The sequence below is a fragment of the Shewanella sp. SG41-3 genome (genome assembly GCF_014164545.1).
Lineage (GTDB): Bacteria > Pseudomonadota > Gammaproteobacteria > Enterobacterales > Shewanellaceae > Shewanella > Shewanella vesiculosa.
Window position 1 is genome coordinate 15,624 of sequence record NZ_JACJFJ010000005.1, and the last position, 17,411, is coordinate 33,034.

At 42.1% G+C, this 17,411-nt stretch carries 16 protein-coding genes; 7 read left to right on the forward strand and 9 right to left on the reverse strand.

The annotated features are described in order from the left end of the window. Positions 1-15: 15 nt before the first annotated feature. The 3 genes from pheT to lpxM all read left to right on the forward strand — a co-directional run bounded on the left by pheT (position 16) and on the right by lpxM (position 4,213). A complete protein-coding gene (gene pheT / locus H5164_RS10975) occupies positions 16-2,403 on the forward strand; it encodes a phenylalanine--tRNA ligase subunit beta (protein ID WP_124018127.1) in 2,388 nt (795 codons plus the stop codon). A gap of 3 nt (positions 2,404-2,406) precedes the next feature. Next, positions 2,407-2,706, forward strand: coding sequence for an integration host factor subunit alpha (ihfA, locus tag H5164_RS10980; protein ID WP_011637176.1), 300 nt, complete (start codon positions 2,407-2,409; stop codon positions 2,704-2,706). A 571-nt stretch (positions 2,707-3,277) separates the two neighbouring features. Then, positions 3,278-4,213, forward strand: a complete 936-nt coding sequence (lpxM, locus tag H5164_RS10985) for a lauroyl-Kdo(2)-lipid IV(A) myristoyltransferase (protein ID WP_124018128.1) — start codon at positions 3,278-3,280, stop codon at positions 4,211-4,213. A 150-nt stretch (positions 4,214-4,363) separates the two neighbouring features. Here the strand turns inward: lpxM and hisIE are convergent, their stop codons facing one another. From hisIE to hisG, 8 genes are all read right to left on the reverse strand, one after another. After that, positions 4,364-5,002, reverse strand: a complete 639-nt coding sequence (hisIE, locus tag H5164_RS10990; RefSeq protein ID WP_182723647.1) for a bifunctional phosphoribosyl-AMP cyclohydrolase/phosphoribosyl-ATP diphosphatase HisIE — start codon at positions 5,000-5,002, stop codon at positions 4,364-4,366. Between the two features lie 51 nt (positions 5,003-5,053). Then, positions 5,054-5,827 (reverse strand): imidazole glycerol phosphate synthase subunit HisF, encoded by a 774-nt coding sequence (gene hisF, locus H5164_RS10995; protein WP_182698529.1) that lies wholly within the window; start codon positions 5,825-5,827, stop codon positions 5,054-5,056. Then, complete coding sequence (hisA, locus tag H5164_RS11000) at positions 5,809-6,546, reverse strand: 1-(5-phosphoribosyl)-5-[(5-phosphoribosylamino)methylideneamino]imidazole-4-carboxamide isomerase (protein ID WP_124018131.1); 738 nt, start codon at positions 6,544-6,546, stop codon at positions 5,809-5,811. Before hisA ends, hisF begins: the two co-directional genes overlap by 19 nt. Then, positions 6,543-7,193, reverse strand: a complete 651-nt coding sequence (gene hisH, locus H5164_RS11005; RefSeq protein WP_182698530.1) for an imidazole glycerol phosphate synthase subunit HisH — start codon at positions 7,191-7,193, stop codon at positions 6,543-6,545. Before hisH ends, hisA begins: the two co-directional genes overlap by 4 nt. 9 nt (positions 7,194-7,202) lie before the next feature. Then, complete coding sequence (gene hisB / locus H5164_RS11010; protein WP_182756112.1) at positions 7,203-8,270, reverse strand: bifunctional histidinol-phosphatase/imidazoleglycerol-phosphate dehydratase HisB; 1,068 nt, start codon at positions 8,268-8,270, stop codon at positions 7,203-7,205. Positions 8,271-8,391: 121 nt separating this feature from the next. Further along, complete coding sequence (hisC, locus tag H5164_RS11015; RefSeq protein WP_182756114.1) at positions 8,392-9,465, reverse strand: histidinol-phosphate transaminase; 1,074 nt, start codon at positions 9,463-9,465, stop codon at positions 8,392-8,394. 72 nt (positions 9,466-9,537) lie between these two features. Continuing rightward, complete coding sequence (gene hisD, locus H5164_RS11020; protein ID WP_182756116.1) at positions 9,538-10,824, reverse strand: histidinol dehydrogenase; 1,287 nt, start codon at positions 10,822-10,824, stop codon at positions 9,538-9,540. A 5-nt stretch (positions 10,825-10,829) separates the two neighbouring features. Continuing rightward, positions 10,830-11,729, reverse strand: a complete 900-nt coding sequence (gene hisG / locus H5164_RS11025; RefSeq protein WP_124018136.1) for an ATP phosphoribosyltransferase — start codon at positions 11,727-11,729, stop codon at positions 10,830-10,832. Positions 11,730-12,587: 858 nt separating this feature from the next. Here hisG and H5164_RS11030 point away from each other — a divergent pair. Next, positions 12,588-13,457: a diguanylate cyclase domain-containing protein gene (locus H5164_RS11030; protein ID WP_182756118.1), complete on the forward strand. Its 870-nt coding sequence runs from the start codon at positions 12,588-12,590 to the stop codon at positions 13,455-13,457. A gap of 218 nt (positions 13,458-13,675) precedes the next feature. Here H5164_RS11030 and H5164_RS11035 read toward each other — a convergent pair whose 3' ends face one another. Next, positions 13,676-15,019 (reverse strand): hypothetical protein, encoded by a 1,344-nt coding sequence (locus tag H5164_RS11035; RefSeq protein WP_182723653.1) that lies wholly within the window; start codon positions 15,017-15,019, stop codon positions 13,676-13,678. Between the two features lie 185 nt (positions 15,020-15,204). Between H5164_RS11035 and H5164_RS11040 the strand changes: the two genes are divergently transcribed. The 3 genes from H5164_RS11040 (at position 15,205) to H5164_RS11050 (ending at position 17,053) form a co-directional block, all read left to right on the forward strand. After that, positions 15,205-15,573, forward strand: coding sequence for a Fis family transcriptional regulator (locus H5164_RS11040; RefSeq protein WP_124018139.1), 369 nt, complete (start codon positions 15,205-15,207; stop codon positions 15,571-15,573). 213 nt (positions 15,574-15,786) lie between these two features. Further along, positions 15,787-16,797 carry a permease gene (locus H5164_RS11045; protein ID WP_182756120.1) on the forward strand — a complete coding sequence of 337 codons (1,011 nt, stop codon included), beginning with the start codon at positions 15,787-15,789 and terminating at the stop codon, positions 16,795-16,797. 25 nt (positions 16,798-16,822) lie between these two features. Then, entirely contained in the window at positions 16,823-17,053 is a 231-nt protein-coding gene (locus H5164_RS11050) for a thioredoxin family protein (protein WP_182756122.1), read from the forward strand. Positions 17,054-17,411 lie beyond the last annotated feature (358 nt).

A 17,411-nucleotide genomic window follows, 5' to 3' on the forward strand; every position in this document is an offset into this window, starting at 1 on the left:
CGGAGCAAAAATTAGATGAAATTCAGTGAATCTTGGCTTCGTGAGTGGGTTAACCCATCAGTAAGTCGTGACGCATTATCACACCAAATTACCATGGCCGGCCTTGAAGTTGACGGTGTTGATGCTGTGGCTGGCGATTTTAGCGGCGTGATTATTGGTGAAGTGGTTGAATGTGGCCAGCATCCTGATGCCGATAAACTACGCGTTACCAAAATTAATGTTGGCGGCGATGAACTTATCGACATCGTTTGTGGCGCACCAAACTGCCGTTTAGGCTTAAAAGTTGCGGTAGCTATGGTAGGCGCAATATTGCCTGGCGATTTTAAAATCAAAAAAGCCAAATTACGTGGTCAACCATCAATGGGCATGTTGTGCTCGTATGGCGAGTTAGGTATGGACATCGAAAGTGATGGCATTATCGAATTACCACTAGATGCGCCTTTAGGCGTAAATGTGCGTGAATACTTGCAATTAGATGACGCCATTATTGATGTTGATTTAACGGCTAACCGTGCTGATTGTTTAGGCATGGCAGGGCTTGCGCGCGAAGTGGGCGTATTAAATCGCCAAGCAGTGACCGAGCCTTCTTGGCAAGCTGTTACAGCGACTATTGACGCACCGTTTAGCATTAATGTTGTGGCGCCAGATTTGTGCCCTCGTTACTTAGGCCGTGTGGTTAAGAACATTAATGTTAAAGCTGCTACGCCATTATGGATGCAAGAAAAGCTACGTCGCAGCGGTATTCGTTCAATTGATCCAATTGTTGATATCACCAACTATGTGTTGATCGAATTTGGTCAGCCAATGCATGCGTTTGATTTAGCTACCTTAAATGGCGGCATTACTGTGCGTTTGGCAGATGGTGTTGAAAAGTTAACTTTGCTAGATGGTAACGAAATTACTGTCCCCAACGACACCTTAGTGATTGCCGACGATAAACAAGCTGTTGCATTGGCAGGCGTGTTTGGTGGTGAGAGTACCGGTGTGAGTGAACACACCCAAAACATCCTTTTGGAATGTGCTTTCTTCTCACCACTAGCCATTATGGGTAAATCACGTCGTTTAGGCTTACACACAGACGCGTCACACCGTTTCGAACGTGGTGTTGACCCTGAGCTACAACATAAGGTGATGGATCGTGCTACTCGCCTAGTATTAGATATCTGTGGTGGTGAAGCAGGGCAAGTGATTGAAGCTTTGTCTGCGGAGCATTTACCAACAGCGGCTAATATTACTTTGCGGCGTAGCAAGTTAGATAAAACCTTAGGTCACTTTATTCCTGACTCTGACGTGGTTGAAATACTAGAACGTTTAGGTTTTAGCGTGCAAACCAACGCTGATGTATGGAATGTGACTACTGCGACTTATCGTTTTGATATGGCGATTGAAGAAGATTTGATCGAAGAAGTGGCGCGTATTTACGGCTACAACAACATTCCTAACGTTGCCCCTATGGCTGCGTTAAGCATGTCTGATCACCAAGAAGCTGATATCTCGCTTAAGCGTGTGCGCAGTGTGTTTGTTGCACGTGGTTTCCAAGAAGCGGTGACCTACAGCTTTGTTGATCCCAAAATGCAGAATATTGTGCACCCAGGCGAAGAAGCCATGGTGTTGCCAAACCCGATTTCAGTTGAAATGTCAGCCATGCGTTTGTCGATGTTTACTGGATTATTGACTGCTGTAGGTTATAACCAAAGCCGTCAGCAAAATAGAGTACGTTTATTTGAGACCGGTTTACGCTTTGTTCCTGATGCGCAAGCAGATTCTGGTGTTCGTCAACAAGCTATGCTGGGCGCGGTTATTTCTGGTGTTCAAAATGACGAACATTGGTCAATGGAATCGAAAACTGTCGACTTCTTTGATTTAAAAGGTGATTTAGAAGCAATAATCGGCTTGACAGTTGCCTCTACAGAATTTAGTTTTAAAGGGGCAACACATCCTGCGCTGCATCCAGGTCAATGTGCTGAAATATTGAGAAATAATCGAGTCATTGGTTACATCGGTGCTATCCATCCTAGTTTGGAAAAGCCGTTTGGCCTCAATGGTAAAACAATTGTTTTTGAGTTAGAACTGGATGCATTATTGCACGCCCGTTTGCCGCTAGCCCAAGCTGTATCTAAGTTTCCTGCCAATCGTCGCGACATCGCGGTAGTAGTAGATGAAACTGTTTCTGCAACTGATGTTATGAATTTGATAAGAAAAGTTGGCGAAAATCAGTTGGTTGGCTTAAACTTGTTCGATGTATACCAAGGTAAAGGTGTTGAGCCTGGCAAAAAGAGCCTAGCCATCGCACTTACGTTACAAGACACTACTCGCACACTTGAAGATAAAGATATTACTGAGGCTATGGAATCAGTGGTATTGGCTCTAAAGACCGAGTTCAACGCATCGTTGAGGGATTAAAGTATGGCACTTACCAAAGCCGAAATGGCAGAACATCTTTTTGAAACATTAGGCATTAACAAACGTGTGGCTAAAGAGATGGTCGAGTCTTTTTTTGAAGAAATTCGTGAAGCACTCGAAAGTGGTGAGCAGGTCAAGTTATCTGGCTTTGGCAACTTTGACCTTAGGGACAAGAATCAAAGACCGGGAAGGAACCCGAAAACTGGTGAAGATATTCCGATTTCCGCACGTCGTGTTGTTACCTTCCGTCCTGGACAGAAGCTAAAATCACGAGTTGAAGCGGCAAACTCGGGTAAAAAATAATTCACTAGTTAATACGCCAATCCGATCGGATCTGTATTACGAAGAGCCACTCTTAATTGAGTGGCTCTTTTGTTTTTGAGTTTGACGAATACCGTTTATCGTCTGTATTGATTATGGATATTATACCCATTCCAATATTTATCTGATCATTCAGTGGGAGTGTTGTGCCTTTTAGGCAAGTAATAGGATTGTAGGCATAGTTGTTCTTCGTCAAAATCATATTAAGCAGTGTAGATGGTGCAGAAACCCGCCCTTGGGAGTTACTTAAGCTTTCCATTTCTTGTGGCATTGTTTTATAAGGGGACAAGCATTATTTCAACAATGCGCCTGAAACTGAAAAAACTCAGTGACTCTGATTCAGCACGTAATTAATGGAATTGGTATTTCAAATTGTTATATCGGATAATCTTATTGACGCTGTCTTATGCGTCAGAGCGATGCTATAGGTGATACTGTCGTTTTGTTATTGTTGATTATAATGTTGGTTTGCACTCCTTAATCACGAGTATAATGACCTTGTTAGTATATTATTTTTTGCCGTGGCTCACGGTCAGTTTATTTGGAGATTCTTTTGGCACGACAAGCAAAATATTTTGACACTCGTTTTAAGCAATCATTACTGCATCCTCGTTACTGGGGAACATGGTTAGCCATCGCCGTGTTGTTTCTGTTTGGTGTTCTTCCCGCAACTGTAAGAGATCCTATTGCGAAATTATTGGCCCGCGTGGTGATGAAAGTTGCCAGCAAACCAATACGAATCGCAAAGGTTAATATTACCCATTGTTTCCCTGATAAGTCGCCTGATGAAGTCGATGAGTTAATTAAACAAAATGTTGAGACTTTTGTGATTACCTTATTGTCACAAGCTGAGTTGCTTATTCGGTCTAAAGCCTACTTAAAACGCCGTATTCAACTTAATGGCTTCGAAAATGTGCAAGCTGCTCGAGATGCTAAGCAACCGATCATTTTTATTATGCCGCATGTCTGGCCGATGGAATACGCGGGCCTGAGAATCAACTTAGAAATTCCGTTAGTGACTATGGTTAAAGCACATCGAAATGGATTATTTAATTGGTTTAGTAACCGAATGCGTAGCAGTCAAGGTGGACGTGTGTATATGCGTGAAGCAGGGATCAGAGCCTTGTTAGCCGAATTAAAAAACGATAATAGTTTTTTCTATTTGCCTGATGAAGATCTCGGACCTGATAAAAGTATATTTGCGCCTTTTATGGGCACAGTGAAAGCCACATTACCGGTCGTAGGGCGCTTAGCTCAAGCAGGTAATGCCCAAGTCATGCCAGTTAAGATTGGTTACGATCAACAAGCTAAGCAATTTATCATGACTGTGATGCCAGCGATAAATCCCCAAGAGATGGTTGGTAAAGAGAACGAAGCTATTGCATTAAATAAAGTGGTTGAGCAAGTGATTAATGCCTATCCAGAACAATACATGTGGTTTTTAAAACTACTGAAAACTCGCCCTCCGGGTGAAAAAGAGTTTTATTAATCATATACGATTTGAATGCATTATTATCGGTTATGATATTCTACTCATTCGTTGTAGTGTGTATCAGTTGTTTAACGACAACCATGACTTTGATAATATTAGTAAAAAGACGCCTCGGCGTCTTTTTTACTAATAAAATGGGCTAAAACGTTACTGACCGGTGGCAGACTTGCTGGCTTTGGTATGGCGCTCTAGTAAGTTTTGATTAATATCGGCCATCGACAAACCTTGATCTTCAAGCAACACGATTAAGTGATACATCAAATCCGATGCTTCATTAACAAGCTCTTCTTTGTCATGAGTGGCTGCGGCAAGGGCTGTTTCAAGGCCTTCTTCACCGACTTTTTGGGCAATGCGTTTAGTACCACGTTCAAATAGTGAGGCAGTATAGCTTGAATCAGCACTTTGGCCTTTACGGGAAATAATCAGTTTAGTCAGATTATCGATAAAAGGATGTGCGTTGCCATCTTTCCAGCAGCTTTCTGTCCCTGTGTGGCACGTAGGCCCATTAGGAATAACTTGCACTAGAAAGCTGTCGTTGTCGCAGTCTTTGTCGATAGCGATGAGGTCAAGCGTGTTGCCAGAGGTTTCGCCTTTGGTCCATAAACGTTGTTTAGAGCGACTAAAAAAGGTCACTTGCTTAGTGGCTAAGGTTTTCTCTAATGCCGCTTGATCCATATAACCTAGCATAAGCACTTTGCCCGTTAGGTGGTGCTGCACCACTGCTGGTATCAAGCCTTGTTGCTTGTCCCAATCTACGCCTGTGCTATCAAATTTGATGTCTGTCATTTGTAATCTCTTTTTGGGTGAGGCTATGTTTAGTCTCGTAAAAATCTAAGCTTATAAACGAATCGCGATGTTATTGGCGTGCAAGTATCGTTTTAACTCACCAATATCAATGATGCCTTTATGGAACACACTTGCTGCTAATGCGGCGTCAACTTTGGCAAGTTCAAACACTTGTTTAAAGTGCTCCATAGTGCCTGCACCACCAGAAGCAATTAACGGCACATCGCAAATAGCGCGTACCATGCTAAGTTGTTTGATGTCATAACCACCGCGCACGCCATCTTGGTTCATGACGTTCAATACAATCTCGCCACAACCGCGCTTTTGTACTTCTTCAACCCAATCCTGAGTATACCATTGAGTGTCTTTGGTCGCTGCTTCATCGCCGGTAAACTGTTTTACTTTGTAACTGTCAGTTGCAGCATCATAAAATGAGTCAATGCCGATAACGATACACTGGCGGCCAAACTCATCTTGTAGGCGTGATATCAAACTCGGGTCGCTTAATGCTGGCGAGTTAATTGATATTTTATCCGCACCAAAAGCGAGTTTTTCGCGTGCTTGCTCGATGGTTTTAATTCCACCGGCGACGCAAAACGGAATATCAATTTGTTCAGCAACGCGGCTTACCCAAGATTTATCGATAACCCGGTCGTGTGCACTGGCGGTAATGTCATAAAACACTAACTCATCAGCGCCTTCTTCGGCATAACGCGCGGCGAGGGGAACGATATCACCGACAATTTCGTGGTTGCGAAACTGTATACCTTTAACCACTTTACCTTCGCGAACGTCAAGACACGGAACTATGCGTTTGGCCAGCATTGTATTGCCTCCTCGACGGTAAATTGATTAATCAATAAAGCTTTGCCGATAATAATACCCGATGCTTTACTGTCGCGTACTGCGGCAACGTTATCGAGCGTAGCAATGCCACCAGAGGCTTGCCAAAGGATAGTAGGGTAAGTCGCGGCAAGTTCAGTGTAGAGCTGCGTATTGGCGCCAGTTAAGGTGCCATCACGACTGATATCAGTCACCAAAGCATGCTTAAGGCCGACGGTTTCAAATTCAGCCACTAACGACTCTAATGACTTACCACCACCCGATTGCCAACCCGATACCGCGACAATTTTTTCGCCGTTATCGTTGATGTTAACGTCCAGAGCCAAACAAATGGCTTCACTGCCGTATTTTACAAACCAGCTTTTTACCAGCTCAGGCTCTTTAACCGCAAGAGATCCAATGACTACACGCTTAACACCGATAGCTAATAATTCTGCGACTTGCGCTTCAGTTCGAATACCGCCGCCGACTTGAATATCAACATCAAGCCCTGCAGCAAGTTCAGCGATTAATTGGGTTTGGCGTTTATTAGGATCTTTTGCACCGGTTAAGTCGACGATATGCAGCAGTTTTGCCCCTTGGGCTTGATAAGACTGCAATTGTGCCAGAGGGCTTAAGTCAAAGGTGGTTTGCTTGTCATAGTCACCCTGGTACAAACGCACCACTTGGCCGTCAATTAGATCAATGGCAGGAATAATCACTGTGGTGTCCCCATGTTTAAGAAGTTCTGCAAAATTTGTGCGCCCACTTTGGCACTTTTTTCTGGGTGGAATTGCACCCCAAAAAAATTACCTTTGCCAATGGCGGCACTGAATGACTCACCATAAGTGCTACTGGCTAGGGTGTATTCACTGATTGGCGCACGGTAGCTGTGAACAAAATACACGTAGCTGCCATTTTCAATGCCGACAAATAATGGGTGATCGCTCACCTCAATTTGATTCCAGCCCATGTGCGGCAAGGGCAGACCTTTGCTGTCTAAGTCACCAATATCAGTCGGCACTAGGCCTAAACAGGTGATATTTTGTTCGCTACGACCACCATGTTCATTAGACAATGATGCCAGCATTTGCATGCCTAAACATACGCCCATAACGGGTTGCGTTAAGCTTTTAATCAGCTCAATTAGGTGTTTTTGTTTTAGGGCGTCCATAGCCGCACCAGCGGTGCCAACACCTGGCAATACCACTCTTGCTGCGCTGCGGATCACATCAAAGTCAGCGCTGACTAAGACATTGGCGTTAAGGCGCTCAAAAGCAAACCGTACAGAGCTTAAATTGGCACAGCCGGTATCAATAATCACGGTAAGATCATTGGTAGAGCTTGAAGCGTTCGATACTTGTGTCACATGAACTCCTTACAGCACACCTTTGCTTGATGGCAGTATGTCACCTTCCACTTTCACCGCTTGGCGAAGCGTACGGCCTAACACTTTAAACAGTGCTTCTACTTTGTGGTGATCGTTATCGCCTTGCGAACCAATGTGTAAGGTGCAACGTAGGCCATCAGCGAATGAGCGGAAAAAGTGTGGCACCATCTCGATAGCCATTTCACCGACCATTTCACGATCAAAGTCAGCATTGAACTTTATGAATGGGCGACCAGAAATGTCCATTAGGCACTCGCCGCTGGCTTCATCCATGGGTAAGCTGAACCCAAAACGAGCGATACCGCGCTTGTCGCCAAGGGCTTGACGAATCGCGTCGCCAATGGCCAGTGCGGTGTCTTCTACACTGTGGTGGTCGTCAATTTCTAGATCGCCGTCAACATGCACGTCCATTTTAAAGTTACCGTGGGTTTGAATTTGATCCAGCATGTGGTCAAAAAAGCCAATTCCGGTTTCAATCTTTCCCTTGCTTTGATTATCTAAGTCGATGGTCACTTTGATATCGGTTTCTTTGGTGGTACGCACTACTGTTGCCACGCGACCTTTACTTAATAAAGCACTGGTTATAGCGTCCCAGTCGAGTGTTTGACGATTATATTTAAAGCTTTTAATGCCCATTGCATTGGCAAGTTCAACGTCGGTTTCACGATCGCCAATCACTGCTGAAGTGGTAAAATCTACTTTGCCTTGGGTTAAGTAGTCTTTTACTAAGCCTAGTTTAGGTTTACGGCAGCTGCAGTTTTCATCATTAAAGTGTGGACAGATAACCACATCGTCAAATACCACACCTTGGCTTGCAAAAATTTGCATCATCATGTCGTGCGGGGCATCAAAGTCTTCTTTTGGAAACGAAGGAGTGCCCAAACCGTCTTGGTTGCTGACCATCACCAAGCGAAAACCGGCTTTTTGCAATTTAAGTAACGCTGGGATCACTTGTGGTTCAAACACTAATTTTGCCAAACTATCGAGCTGCTTGTCGATGGCAGGCTCTTCCACTAATGTACCATCGCGATCGATGAATAATATGTTCTGTTTCATGTTCAATGCCTTAAATAGGGTGTAATTTTATTTGTTTTAATCTGTTGGTTTTATCTATTCAATTTGATCTATGTGTTTTTCAATAGGCTAATTACTGTGCTTATTGAAACGGCTTTAACTTTTATGCTACTGACTCTGACACCGCTTTTTCAAACAAAGCGATAATCAAATTGGTTTGTTGTTCATTGGTAAAGCTAAAGCGAATTGCATCAGCGAGGCGTGGATCTTTGTATGCACGGGCAACCACGCCGGAATCACTTAATCGTTTGGCTGCAGCGCTAACATCGTCAAATTTTGCTAACACATAGTTACCATTAGCAGGCAGCACTGTAGCGCCATAGGCGGTTAACGCAACGCTTAAGCGTTGGCCTTGTTCAATTAAACTGGCGACTTGAGTTCGCATAGTATCGATGCCAGCAGGACTTAAGGCGCTTACCGCAAGTTCAGATACTGGCAAAGGTACTGGATATGGTGCGATAACTCGCATCACTAAATCGATAATGGCATCACTCGCAAGCATAAAGCCACAACGAGCACCAGCTAAGGCAAATGCTTTTGATAAGGTACGCAACACCACAAGATTAGGGTACTGATCAAGTAAATCAGCCACGCTGTAGTCTGGGCAAAATTCAATGTAGGCTTCGTCGACCACTACAATCGAGTTTGGCGCCGCTTGAATGGCTTGTTCAATCTTGTCTTTAGCAAGTACGGTGCCGGTTGGATTATTGGGATTACAAATAAACACTACTTTTGCATTGCCTATTTGGGTTGGCCACGCGTCCGGTAACTGATAGTTGTCGGTTAAACTTAGCGCTGTGACAGCCACATTAAAGGTTGCGGCACTAATTGAATACATGCCATAAGTCGGTCCAAAGCAAGCAATACTGTCGACGCCAGGGATACAAAAGGTGCGAATGAGTAATTCAATCGCTTCATCAGCGCCACGACTGGCAATTATGTTACTGGCTTTCACTCCTGAATAACTGCTGTAAGCATTGATGAGTTCAGGTGGCTGGCATTCTGGATAACGGTTCACTTTATCAAGGTCGCTATTATTAAATGGAGATTCATTGGCATTGATCCAAATATCACCTCTACCGCCAATACGTCTGGCACTTTGATAAGGTGTTAACGTGAGTAATTCGGGTCTGGCCAAGGTGTTTGGATCAAAAGTCGCTACTTGGGTCTGGCTCATGGCTATGCTCTCTACTTTCAACTCTAATAAGGTGTTAACTGAACACGACAGATTTTGCTCTAGGCTTAACAGTTACATACTGGCTAAACGGATTGCGATAGCATTTTTATGCGCATCTAAAAGCTCATTCTCTGCTAATACCATGACACTTTGGCCCAAGGTTTGTAATCCCTGCTGACTGAGTTCTTGCACTGTAAAGCGGCGACTAAAATCGGCTAATGACAAGCTAGATACCGAACGGCTGTAACCATAGGTCGGTAACACGTGGTTGGTGCCACTGGCATAATCGCCAACCGATTCAGGGGTGAATGCGCCTAAAAACACAGAACCCGCACCGCGAATGTGCTGTAGTACTTCCCGAGGTGCAGCCGTTTGAATAATCAAATGCTCCGGGCCATACAAGTTAGACACTTTAGCGGCCGCATCCATATCACTGACAATGATACTTCTGCTGCATTTAAGCGCTTCTGCGGCGATGTCTTTACGGCTCAATGGTGCTAATTGCTCAATTAATGCTTGGTTGACTTGCTCTGCCAGTGCTAATGAATCGGTCACTAGCATCACTTGCGAGTCAACACCATGTTCTGCTTGCGACAATAAATCTGATGCTACAAAAGCAGGATTAGCATCTTTGTCAGCAATCACGAGTACTTCAGAAGGACCCGCTGGCATATCAATTGATACGCTAATACGGCTGTCTTGTGACACTAAGCGTTTCGCCTCAGTCACGTAACGATTACCCGGACCAAATATTTTATCAACGTTTGGTACGGATTCTGTTCCAAAAGCCAGTGCTGCTATGGCTTGCGCGCCGCCGACTTGGAAAATATCGGTAATGCCGCAAACATTGGCTGCATAAATAATTGCATCATTAATTGGCGGAGGGCTGACTAATACGCGTTTGCCACAACCGGCTATTCTTGCCGGTAAGGCTAGCATCATGACCGTTGAGATTAATGGTGCCGTACCGCCTGGAATATATAAGCCAACACGCTCGATAGGCTCGCTTCTGAGTTCACAACGAATTCCTGCTTGAGTTTCAATATCTACACCCTGAAACACTTGCGCCTTATGAAAGGTTTCAATGTTGTTGACCGCTTGTGCAACTGCTTGCTTAACGTCGTCACCCACTCGTGCACATGCTGCAGCAATGGCGTCAGTTGATAACGCTAATTCTATTAGCTCAACACCGTCAAATTGTTTGTTATAAGCCAATAATGCGCTATCACCTTGAGCGTTAACTTGCTCAATAATGTTGCGAACACCTTGCTCAACACTTGCGTCACCCACTAATGGAGAACGCGCTAAGGTTTGTCGTTGCTGTTCGGTAGATAAAGAAGCCCAATCGAGAATTTGCATTTGTGTTACCCCATCATTTTTTCAATAGGCATGACCAGAATTGAGCTTGCACCTAGCGCAGTTAATTCTTCCATTGTGTCCCAGAATAAATCTTCAGTACTTACAACGTGAATTGCCACTCTATTAGTGTCGTCATTTAGTGGTAATACGGTTGGGTTTTCAGCTCCAGGGAGTAGGGCAACGATTTGATCTAAGGTTTCAATTGGCGCGTGCAATAAGATGTATTTACTTTCGCGAGCACGGATAACGCCATTAACACGCGATAGGATTTTATTGATTAGTGCTTGTTTTTCAGTTGATTGAGTTGTATTAGATTGGATGATGCACGCCATTGAACGGTAAATCACTTCAGTTTCATACAAGCCATTCGCTTCAAGGGTGGCACCTGTAGAGACTAAATCACAAATACCGTCTGACAATCCTGCTCGTGGCGCTACTTCAACCGAGCCCTTTAGCATACAATCGCTGTAGTTAATGCCTTTTTCTTGCATAAAACGGCGCAGCAAATTCGGGTAAGAGGTTGCAATGCGCAAGCCTTCAAGTGAGTTGGCATCTTTGTATTCAAACTCATTCGGTACAGCTAATGATAGACGGCATGAACCGAAATCTAACTCACGTAATTTAGTGCATTCAGCAGGCTTGTTTGCGAGTTGACGCTCAATTTGCTCTTCTTCAAGAACGTTCTCACCGATAATACCTAAGTCAACAACACCATCCATTACTAGGCCTGGAATATCATCATCACGAACGCGTAATAAATCGATTGGCATATTGTCTGCGTGTGCAATCAAGCGTTGCTCATTTACATTAAATTTAACCCCACAGCTTTTTAGTAACTGTTGAGACTCTTTTGATAAACGGCCTGATTTCTGGATGGCGATACGTAAACGTTTTGACTCACTCATGTGATACTTCCTTATGTATTAAATATAAAATTCTGTAAATTTAAAAGCTTAAATAAAATATAAATTTAGAAAAACAAAAAACCCCTGAAATTCCTTCCAGGGGTTTATGTGAAATTTTGTTCACCACCAGAAGGATAACATCCTTCGGCAGTAAGCATCCGAAGGCTACCGCATATGGTGATGATGGTGGAATGTAGTCACTTGGATGTTCATATTAATTACTCTTTAAGTATGCTTGCTGTAATGGTTGTTATTGACTATCTATTAACCATTACGTTTACATTAATTATTCGCTAAAAACTATACGATTAAACTTAACCGTATTTATAACAGTTTGCAATAGTCGATAAACATAAAATGCGATTTACAGGTCAAAATTTTTGCATAAGTTATAAGTTTAATGTCAAGTTACCTAAATAAGCCAATAACAAGAGATTTATTGGTTATTAATAAAGCGATATGAGTTTATTGGTTCACCGTTAGGACAGCAGTCAGCAAAATTTATAGAATGGTGTTATCTGTGAGTTAACTTTTTTGTAACCATTGAGTCGTTGATTATCTAATGATAGTAAATACTATGTTGTATTAATTTTACTCATTCAATACATCGGAAAGGTCATAAGCTGATGATAAAATAGGTCAAAATTGGAGTAAAAAGTGAATATTGTTAATGGTTTATTTGTTTTTTATTGAATCGATACACTATACTTTGTTGCTAATATGGCTTCAGACCTTACACTTCTTTAATGGATGTCATTAAAGGATGTTCATTAAAGTCATTGAGTATATTTAACTAAGCTCATAATATTATATATTGCTTTATTAGTGATAAAACAACGTTTTCGGGGTATGCATTGTATGAAGACCATTGACCTAGCTGCGCTTAGGGAAGTTATGGATTTAATGCTTGATGCTGTTTGTGTAGTGGATAAAAGTGGTTGTTTTGTATTTGTGAGTGCAGCGTTTGAAGATATATTTGGCTATGCACCAGCTGAAGTCATCAATAAACCAATGATTGATTTTGTTTATCCTGATGATGGACTAAAAACACTTAAAGTTGTTGAAACACTGATGAGCGGAGTGCATCAGCGGCGTTTTGAAAATCGTTGGGTCCGCAAAGATGGCAACATAGTTGATATTCTGTGGTCTGCAAGGTGGTCAGAAGATCACCAGTTGAGGATTGCGATTGCACATGACATCACTGAGCGCAAAAAAATGGAACAACAACTTCATTACATTGCAGGACACGATCCATTAACAGAATTGCCCAATAGAGCATTGTTATTTGAACGCTTGCAAACGTCATTAGGGTTAGCGCGTCGTGAAGGAACATCTTTGTCATTACTGTTTATTGATATTGATGGGTTTAAGCATGTCAATGACAGTTATGGCCATTTGGTTGGTGACAAACTGTTAAAGAGTATAGCTCAACGTTTACGCCATTGTGTTCGTAAATCTGATACGGTTGGGCGCTTTGGCGGCGATGAGTTTTTAGTTGTACTAAACTGTATTAATTCTCTAGAGAAAGTGCTTGTTATTGCTGAAAACATTCGTTCTGAACTCGATAAACCTTATCGGTTTGATGATCTCGTTTTGCAGCTGTCCCCTAGTATTGGTATGGCACGTTATCCTGATGATGGTGATGATGAACAGCAATTGATTCAACATGCTGATAAGGCTATGTATAGTGCTAAAAATGCGGGTGGAAATAGAGTCAATGTCAGTTGATATAGTGCTAACTCAGCTGGTTACTTAGCCTATATCGTCAGTTTAAATCATATCCTTTTTATTTAAGCAAAAAAACCGCATTTAACCCGCATCCTCTCTCAGCACACCTAGTGTTTAATCTGTTTTGTTTATCATGAATTGATAACAGCATACTGATATTGTTAAATTATCACATAGAGTCACTCAGCAAGTCATTGAGGCCATCTCATAATGGGCATTTATGGATAAATAATATTCGACGATGTCAGCTGTAATTGTATTTGAGTGCTGATTTCACCTTTTTGACTGGCCGTTAGTTGGCTTGAGTTATCAATGGCTGCCAGCGCCGATCGCTTATCAAATCCACTCCACACAGTAATAGTATTTATAATCGATTCTAGTCGTGTTGCGGGGTCATTAATGAGTTCGGCGACATTAAACGCTTGCTGAGGATCTGTTTGATTCAGCTGAGCTGAACGTTGATTTAATGCAATATCTTTGTTGTTATCAGACAATGGATTAATCAATTGTAAAAAATCGTTTTCAGAATATTCTACTAGGGCATAGCTAGCGTTAATAATAATATCGCGTTGCACTCTAGCCTCGTAGTTATCAAGTCTGGCTAACATCATGTTAGGTTCAACACTGGCGATTTCTGCTAGGGCGCTATTGAAATAGTCTTGGTTTAAATTGTAACTTTGTTTTTGATTATTTAAAAAAATCAACGCGGCCTCTGGATCGGTTTCTGCCATTTTGCGTGAAATAATGAAAACGCCACTGGCGCGTTGTTCAACTGCAATGCCGTCCAACCAATCAACAGCTTCTTGAATATTCTTTTCAACTAGCTGATATACCATCGAGGTAATCAGATAATTTGTCGACTCATTCAATGGTAACGATGCAATAAGATTTGCAGCCTCATTAGGTGATTGTTCAATGTAATAATACATAGTATTTAAGTACATTTTTAAGGTCGATTGCGTTTCAGGTTGTAACTTTAACCATTCAAATGCACCTATTGCATCTGAGCTTGCCCATGAATCGACAATCGACATCATTATCGATGACTTCATCGGCTCTACTGCTAATAAATCAATCTCGTTTAACGCCTGCTGTGGATTAACGGTCGCTAGACCGCGCAAATAACTGTCGAGTAATGATTCGTATAGCTCAGTGGATTTTTGGTGTTCTAACCATGAGATCACGTTCGAAAATTGCATTTTCCCAGCGATTTCTAAAATTAAACCGTATAAGTCTTCGTGTTGCGTTTCTTGGGCAACGAGCAATGCTTCAAGGGGATCTTGTTCAGCCAATTGCATGATACGAAAAATCGACATGTAAGGTGTTTCATCGCTGTTTAATGACGCCTTAAAAGCATCGCGGTCTAGAGAGTTTTGCGAAGGATAATTTACTGAATGCAAGGCTAGTTTCTCTGCCGATAGCGAATTTAGCGTGTTGGTTTGTGGAGTTTGAGTCAACTCCTCTGTGGTTTTAGTTGTGTCTATGACATCACTCGGCCAGATCAGTGGATAACTGATAAACCCGATACACCAACTTATTACCACCACGATTAACCATTTCATTACTGCTTTTCCTTAAGCTTACTGTGTTTGCTCGATTCACTGTTAATTATGTTACGTTATTATGATGCTGTTAATATTGCAATAAATTGTTCCGCCACTGATATGATAGAATGGCCGTTAACTGACTAACTTTTATATTGAATTAATCATTAGTATCTAGACTATATGACCCCAAGCGAGTATTTGTGCGTAAAAATGACAAAAAAAGAGACAATCAAATAAGGCTGGGGTTAACGGCCGTATGCGAACATGCATTAAATGCCTATCCTGGTTTTGCGTGGATTACCCATATTGTTGACTATGATTTGTATCCTAAAAGCCTTCAGATAGTGTGTATATTTGATACTGAAACACAACTAAGACAATGTAGCCAAAATGGTGATAAAGCCGCATTATTAGAGTTAATTAAGTGTACTTTAGCTAAAGATGGCATTGAGTTTAAAAATATTAATCAACATGTTAGCTTCGATACAGAAACCGCCTGTGAGCAGCAACATAAGGGAAACTGGGCATTGCGATTAAATGAAAGAAAGCATATTGCTAGCTTACACTAATTGATTGTGTCTGCTGCTTTTTATCTGTTAGCACACCTTATAAGATGATGTTGCATATCATTCATTGATTGAATTAAGATTTTCCATTTCAACATTTCCCGTATTAGCTTGTTTAAGTTTATTTCTACTATCCGCAAAAGCGAGATCTAGCGCTTATATCGCCTGAGTAAAAGCCGTTATCCTAATATCAAGTAAATTTGGGGTTACCGACTTATGTTTCAGGTCTTTTCAGATTTTGCCTCTTGGCTTGTTTACAGCGTATTGGGATTGTCTTCAGAGACAAAACTCGGCGATGCCCTGCATTTTTTTGCTGAAGATGTGACTAAAATTTTTGCTTTGTTATTGGTGATGATTTATCTCATTGCTTTAATGCGAGCATCGTTAAATGTTGAGCGAGTCAGAGATTATTTAGCCGGCAAGCACAGAGGGCTAGGGTACCTAATGGGATCGGGTTTTGGTGTGGTAACGCCATTTTGTTCTTGCTCGAGTATTCCGGTATTTTTAGGCTTTACCTCTGCGGGGATCCCATTGGGGATCACCATGAGCTTTTTGATTACCTCACCCTTAATCAACGAAGTGGCGATATTGCTGTTAATGAGCCTCTTAGGGCTTAAGTTTACCTTGTTATATATCGCCGTTGGCATGAGTGTCGGTATGCTGGGCGGCTTGTTTCTTGACAGCATTAAGGCTGAGCGTTGGTTACAATCATTTGCAGCAGAAGCGTTAAAACGTGGTCAGCAGAAGGCTGGCAATACAGTTGATGATAGTGCTAATGTGCAAGCCATGTCGTTAAGGCAAAGGCATCAATTTGCCAAAACTGAGATGCTAGATATATTTGGCCGAGTGTGGAAATGGGTCATTATTGGTGTGGGCTTGGGCGCCGCATTACACGGCTTTGTCCCAGACGGTTGGATTGCCGCGCATTTGGGTGACGGACAATGGTGGTCTGTTCCTGCCGCTGTGTTACTTGGTATTCCGTTATATTCGAATGCGACCGGAGTTATTCCGGTCATGGAAAGCCTGATTGTTAATGGTTTGCCAATAGGTACTACATTGGCATTTTGTATGAGCACGGTGGCTGCCAGTTTTCCTGAGTTTATTTTGCTAAAGCAAGTCATGCAATGGCGATTGCTCGTCATCCTATTTTGTTTACTGTTGGTTGCATTCACCTTAGTGGGGTGGATATTTAATGGGGTTGCACCGTTTCTATTGTCTGCTAATTAATTAGGCTAGTCGCAAGGAGTAAAAAATGAAAATCATTAAAGTCTTAGGTTCTGGTTGTAAAAAATGCCTTGAAACTGCGGAACTTGTTCAAGCGGTTGCGGATGAAAAAGGGGTCACGATAACAATCGAAAAAGTCAACGATATGGCACAAATTATGGCTTATGAGGTGATGAGTACACCAGCAGTGGTGATTGATGAAAAAGTGGTCCACAAAGGCAGTAAACCCACCAAGGAGCAAGTGGCAATGTGGATATAGAAGATATGTTTTACGGATGATTTTGTGATGCCTGATATATTGTCATTTGACTTATTCGGTCAAAATCGGCAGAAAAAGTCACGAGCATAAGTGTTAAACGCAATGTTACCAATGAAAAAGTGGTATTTGAATTCACCCCTGAACACCACATTCAAAACCAGTTCTCTGAATTACTAAAAAATAAACTTTTGATTATATTTTATACCAGTCAAGAAATGCTGAGTCACGCTGGTGGCCAGCATTTTTGTTTCTGGTCTAAATTTAGTCAAATCATCGATATTGTTTATACAACTGCCTTTACAACTTTTGGTGATAAACAGTTGGAACATGATGCCGTTATAAGCATAATAGCCCAAAT

What these genes read in the sequence shown, in the direction of transcription:
- pheT (WP_124018127.1), top strand. Translation starts at nt 16, where the DNA reads ATGAAATTCAGTGAATCTTGGCTTCGTGAGTGGGTTAACCCATCAGTA.
- ihfA (WP_011637176.1), top strand. Translation starts at nt 2,407, where the DNA reads ATGGCACTTACCAAAGCCGAAATGGCAGAACATCTTTTTGAAACATTA.
- hisIE (WP_182723647.1), bottom strand. Translation starts at nt 5,002, where the DNA reads ATGACAGACATCAAATTTGATAGCACAGGCGTAGATTGGGACAAGCAA.
- hisF (WP_182698529.1), bottom strand. Translation starts at nt 5,827, where the DNA reads ATGCTGGCCAAACGCATAGTTCCGTGTCTTGACGTTCGCGAAGGTAAA.
- hisB (WP_182756112.1), bottom strand. Translation starts at nt 8,270, where the DNA reads ATGAAACAGAACATATTATTCATCGATCGCGATGGTACATTAGTGGAA.
- hisC (WP_182756114.1), bottom strand. Translation starts at nt 9,465, where the DNA reads ATGAGCCAGACCCAAGTAGCGACTTTTGATCCAAACACCTTGGCCAGA.
- hisD (WP_182756116.1), bottom strand. Translation starts at nt 10,824, where the DNA reads ATGCAAATTCTCGATTGGGCTTCTTTATCTACCGAACAGCAACGACAA.
- hisG (WP_124018136.1), bottom strand. Translation starts at nt 11,729, where the DNA reads ATGAGTGAGTCAAAACGTTTACGTATCGCCATCCAGAAATCAGGCCGT.
- H5164_RS11030 (WP_182756118.1), top strand. Translation starts at nt 12,588, where the DNA reads ATGAAGACCATTGACCTAGCTGCGCTTAGGGAAGTTATGGATTTAATG.
- H5164_RS11035 (WP_182723653.1), bottom strand. Translation starts at nt 15,019, where the DNA reads ATGAAATGGTTAATCGTGGTGGTAATAAGTTGGTGTATCGGGTTTATC.
- H5164_RS11045 (WP_182756120.1), top strand. Translation starts at nt 15,787, where the DNA reads ATGTTTCAGGTCTTTTCAGATTTTGCCTCTTGGCTTGTTTACAGCGTA.
- H5164_RS11050 (WP_182756122.1), top strand. Translation starts at nt 16,823, where the DNA reads ATGAAAATCATTAAAGTCTTAGGTTCTGGTTGTAAAAAATGCCTTGAA.